Annotated in this window: 5 protein-coding genes; 1 reads left to right on the top strand and 4 read right to left on the bottom strand. The window is 58.2% G+C overall.

The window, feature by feature from the left end:
- Window positions 1–105: 105 nt before the first annotated feature.
- From WC683_19815 to WC683_19800, 4 genes are all read right to left on the bottom strand, one after another.
- A complete protein-coding gene (locus WC683_19815) occupies window positions 106–1,923 on the bottom strand; it encodes a hypothetical protein (protein MFA4974855.1) in 1,818 nt (605 codons plus the stop codon).
- Window positions 1,924–2,048: 125 nt separating this feature from the next.
- Window positions 2,049–2,606: a YeeE/YedE thiosulfate transporter family protein gene (locus WC683_19810; GenBank protein ID MFA4974854.1), complete on the bottom strand. Its 558-nt coding sequence runs from the start codon at window positions 2,604–2,606 to the stop codon at window positions 2,049–2,051.
- Window positions 2,607–2,616: 10 nt separating this feature from the next.
- A complete protein-coding gene (locus WC683_19805; GenBank protein MFA4974853.1) occupies window positions 2,617–3,123 on the bottom strand; it encodes a YeeE/YedE thiosulfate transporter family protein in 507 nt (168 codons plus the stop codon).
- A 230-nt stretch (window positions 3,124–3,353) separates the two neighbouring features.
- A complete protein-coding gene (locus WC683_19800) occupies window positions 3,354–3,548 on the bottom strand; it encodes a hypothetical protein (GenBank protein ID MFA4974852.1) in 195 nt (64 codons plus the stop codon).
- Here WC683_19800 and WC683_19795 point away from each other — a divergent pair.
- A partial coding sequence (locus WC683_19795) for a hypothetical protein (protein MFA4974851.1) occupies window positions 3,547–4,363 on the top strand: 817 nt, incomplete at its 3' end. The two genes, WC683_19800 and WC683_19795, sit on opposite strands and share 2 nt — an antisense overlap.

Below are 4,363 nucleotides of genomic sequence, written 5' to 3'. Positions count from 1 at the left end.
TGTCCGCGCTCGGGAATATCGCCGCTTCCTGGGTGACCGATTGAGAGAAGGCCCTATCCGATCAGCCAGACGAATCTCTGCATTATCGAAGTCAATGCCGGACCGTCAGCGTCGGTCTTGATGGGGCCCACGTGATCCACTCGTCGCTTCGGTTTCATGGGCGACAGGCGCATCTTCGATGCCGTCCCATCCTTCTATCACGATTGCCGCTGGAGGCTCCTGATCGACTACATTTTCGGCGATCAAATCCGCGTCAGCGACGTCGGTCGCAGGTTCTTCCCTCAGGGGCGCGCCTTCTCCTTCAACCAGGGGTGGTCCTGACTTTGATGCAGCCTCTGCGGGCAGCGCCTCATCCTTCGGAGCGAGCGGCATGGGATTGTTGCCCAATACGTTATCATACCAGAAGACCTTCAGCCGCTCCCTTCCGAAGAAATCGTACAGCGCCGTGAGGATCTTATTCGGCACTTGACTGTAAGAGGTTATGTGGAGCTCAAGGGAATTCGCCGGACCCGTGTCCATGATCTGCTTGTACCTTATAAACTGATTCGCCACCTTTGCCGCGTGTCCGGCATGGCCCACGTTGTTCTGCACGTCGCAGACGTCCCTGATGAGAGCGATCGATCCCTTGTCCGCATTCGCAAGAAGCTCGGCAAGATATTTGCCGAACATGTCTCCGAACCAGACAGTCTTGAATTCGATGAGTGTGTTGCCCTCTATCGCGTCGATCTCGTATCGCGACATCATCTTTCGGGCGCGGATTTCACTGTCTGAAACATACCAGCCCTGGAACTCGATTTCAGAGAATATGGCGGATATGTTGTCCAGATTTCGGCCGGCCTTGAGCATGTTCGCTACCCTGATCATCTGGTAGAAAAGGCCGCGGCAGTCCTGTGCAGGCACTCGGAGATCAACGAAAGAGGATATCGCCTCATAGACGGTATTTACCGAGCCCGGGATATCGTTTCTAACCAGCAGGATGGATGCGGCTTCGAGGAAGGCGTTGAGTCTCCTGGTTGTCTCTTCTTTGTCTATATTATTGAACATCGTGATAAGCCTTGCGGATAGCCTCAGCAGGATCTGCTCGGAGAGGATCTTCGTGGGCTCGAAGGATGATTCGTCAAGCAGGGGCATGATCTTGCGCAGCGCCCTGAGGTCTATGAGACCTGCCTTGCTGCCCTCGATCCTGAGAAGGTCGGCCAGCTCCGCTTTTCTGCCGCGCAGCTGATCGATCGATGCGGCCGCGCTGCCGATAGCCGCGGCCTGCTCCTTCACTTTGGTCACGACCGGGCTGTCCGCACCGAACAGCGGAACCAGCGAATCATGGAGCGCCGTTATCGCCTGATGCGCGCCCGCCACCATGTTCGAGGCCTCGTCGACCTGTGAGAATATCCCGACCGCTCCCGCCTTGGCCTCGTCGATGACGGCGAGAAGAGACTCGACCTTTGACGCCTGCTCGTCAAAAGACCGCTTGGCGAGCATCGAGGACTCGGACATCCGGCGTTCGATTTCCTCCAGTGCGCCGACTCTCTGCGTGAGTTCCCGTATGCGTTGCTCTCTTTTAGCGGCCTCCATCTCGTTGCCGGAGATCGTATTCCTCAGGAGCGTGCTTTGTCTGCGCTCCTCCTGCAGTATCCTCTCCAAGTTCCTTGCCCTGTCGCGCTCGCCGCCCAGATCCCTCTTGAGAATTTCCATCTCAGACTTGATGCCCATCAGGCCGTCGGTCGCCAGATCATATGCGCTGGACAGATTTCTGATCCCTGAGCTTGCCTCCTTGAGGCCCTTCTCCAGCTTTTCAAATGCCGAGGCAGGGACCGCAGGAGGGGTCGAAGAGACCAGGGGTGTTTTTATTCCGCCCGCCCCGGTTGAAGGGGGATCCATGGGCATCATCAACATGAAGGAACTGACGCCGAACAGTCTTGTCATCGAATGCGCCTCCAGCCCGGATGAAGTTAGGTATCTGCTTATCGGATGCGGCCAAACAAAGTTGTCATATTTTTGAATAATTTAAGTCTATGATAACGTTGATCAAATTGAAGGGGGTCATATCTTCACAGCCCGAATATCTCCAGGGCCAGCATGAAGCACGGGATGATGAGGGCCAGCGGTATTATCACGCGCCAGGGGTTCACGCGGAAGAGCTGCGGTATTGTGATCGGCCCGAAGCGGCCGATGTTCAGCATCTCCTTGTCGAGCCTGTCGTAGATGAACGCGAAGATGCCGGAGCCCGTGAGGATACCCAGCATTCCGCCGAACAACGCATCGAGCGACCCGGAGCCGACGGCGCCTGCGATCGTCCCCGGGCAGTACCCCAGGATCGCGAAACCGACGCCGAATATCAGACCTCCGATTATGGTGCTGCCGACCGACCCTGACTTGATGTGGAGCCTCACGAGGCCCAACTCCCTGAGCCCGTATACGCCGATCATCCCGACGACCACTGCGGAGAGCATGATCTTGAGGATGGTGAAGTCGAGCAGCATGAGCTGTCCGGTTATGACGTTGTAGTCGGTCGCGCCGCCCTTCTGCAGCAGGAAACCGATGCAGATCCCTATCAGCAGCCCCAGCACCAGCTGCAGCGCGCGCTTTGTGTGAAGAGAAACCAACATCTCCCGACTCCTATAAGAGCATGATCGCGGTGATCGTGCCTGTGAGGAAGAAGCACAGTATGGCGATCCAGCTCGAGACCGCGAGCTGAAACACGCCGCTTATCCCGTGGCCGCTGGTGCAGCCGCCTGCCCAGCGCGCGCCCAGCCCCATGATCGTCCCCCCTGCGAACGCGGCGATCAGGCGCGGGAATGTGGCCGAGCTGAACTTGAGGGACCACCTCTGCGGCACCCATGAGAGATTGAACTCGCCCGAGAGCAGGGACGATATCGCGGCGCCGATGATGATGCCCACGAGGAGCATCCACTGCCAATCCACCTTCGGCTCGATCTCGCGGAAGAATCTGTTCTGCTCGACCTTCTCCGCGTGGAAACGTTTGAGTATCATGCCGGTCGTGCGCGCGAATGCGGTCGATACGCCGATCGGTTTGTCGGAGATGAGAAACGATATCCAGGAGATCACCCCGATACCCGCGCCCACAACGTAAGGCGACCACCTGTGCATCGTGAACCATTCCATACATGTTCAAACTAGATGATCGAGGGGATCGGCACAAGTGGCGGGAGAGAGGCTGCTGGAGCGGGCTATGGGCCTAACCATTTGATATCGCTGTGGTATTGATCGGCCATAATTTTTCGATATTTTTTCATCTTCCGCGCAACATCGACTCCTGCTTGCCGATAAGGTGGGTGGAAAGGGGAGGGGATGGCACTGATCGTACAGCCCGGTATTTTGTCTTCAGCCTTCACCTATGGCTGCAGGCCGATGGCAGGGTCTGTGCTGTCGGGCTCGGGCTTTGCCTTGGCAGGTTCGCGGATTGCGCTGGGCGCTTCGCTTTTCTCCAATAACAGGAGTTTGAACCTCTTGGCCGCAGCTCCGGCGGAGAGGGAGCTGAGCCGTTCCCCTGCTGCGATCTTCGCCCATGCCGATGCTGTGGCTGCCATGGCCTTGGTGTCGGCCGAGATAGCGCGCGCCTTCACATCGGAAGAGACCCTGCCGGCCGTTTCAACTCTCGTCGCAAAAAAGACGCAGCACGCCCCTGCAGCTGTCGCGGCGGTCGCTGTTCCATCGGCGAGCGAGGAGCCTCCGGATATTTCAGACGCAAAAGAGGAGGAAAATATTTCACGTGGCTATGAGATCATCGCCGGCGTGGGCACGGACAACAAGTTCGACGTTGATTTTACGATCAACGGCGGTATTTCCGATCTCTTCTCGTTCGATGGGGCTTCGAGTTCGTCGACCCCTGAAATCTCCATGACAGAGGCAAGGCCCGCGATGCATGCGGAGCGGATTGAATCGCCGGCGCTCGTCGAGGCAATCGATGCGTCATCCTCACGCACGCCCGAAAGACCCAAGGCGTTGGGCGCATGGTTCCCCGGCATCGATGGTTTGTCGGGCTGCGGCCTGGGTTGGCGCCTTGAATCAGATTCCCAGACAGCCGTTGTCGCGAACGGGATCATACGTTCGGCACAGACTGCCATAAGGCTAGAATCAGAGGGGGCGAGGAGCGTCGTACCTCGCGGCCTGATCGCCGAGATCGCAAGGCTTGTCTCGATAAAGTCGCTGCATACGGAGATTCTGTCGCTCGGCGAAGTTGCCTCAGCGCGCAGCATGGTCGTGGAGCGCGAGACAGAGGATGGGGCGATCAAGGCCCATTTCGTGAGCCACGAAGCAAGGCCCGTGTTCGCCGGCTGGGAGCGCGCGGAAGATCGGGCAGAGGAACGGGCCTTTGCAGCGCAGCCCGGCACGGACGCGGAGA

The organism is bacterium (genome assembly GCA_041648665.1).
Classification (GTDB): Bacteria; UBA10199; UBA10199; order 2-02-FULL-44-16; family JAAZCA01; genus JAFGMW01.
The sequence above is the reverse complement of the archived record's forward strand: the minus strand, read 5'-3'. Positions and strand labels throughout refer to the sequence as shown.

What these genes read in the sequence shown, in the direction of transcription:
- WC683_19815 (MFA4974855.1), bottom strand. Translation starts at nt 1,923, where the DNA reads ATGACAAGACTGTTCGGCGTCAGTTCCTTCATGTTGATGATGCCCATG.
- WC683_19810 (MFA4974854.1), bottom strand. Translation starts at nt 2,606, where the DNA reads ATGTTGGTTTCTCTTCACACAAAGCGCGCGCTGCAGCTGGTGCTGGGG.
- WC683_19805 (MFA4974853.1), bottom strand. Translation starts at nt 3,123, where the DNA reads ATGGAATGGTTCACGATGCACAGGTGGTCGCCTTACGTTGTGGGCGCG.
- WC683_19800 (MFA4974852.1), bottom strand. Translation starts at nt 3,548, where the DNA reads ATGGCAGCCACAGCATCGGCATGGGCGAAGATCGCAGCAGGGGAACGG.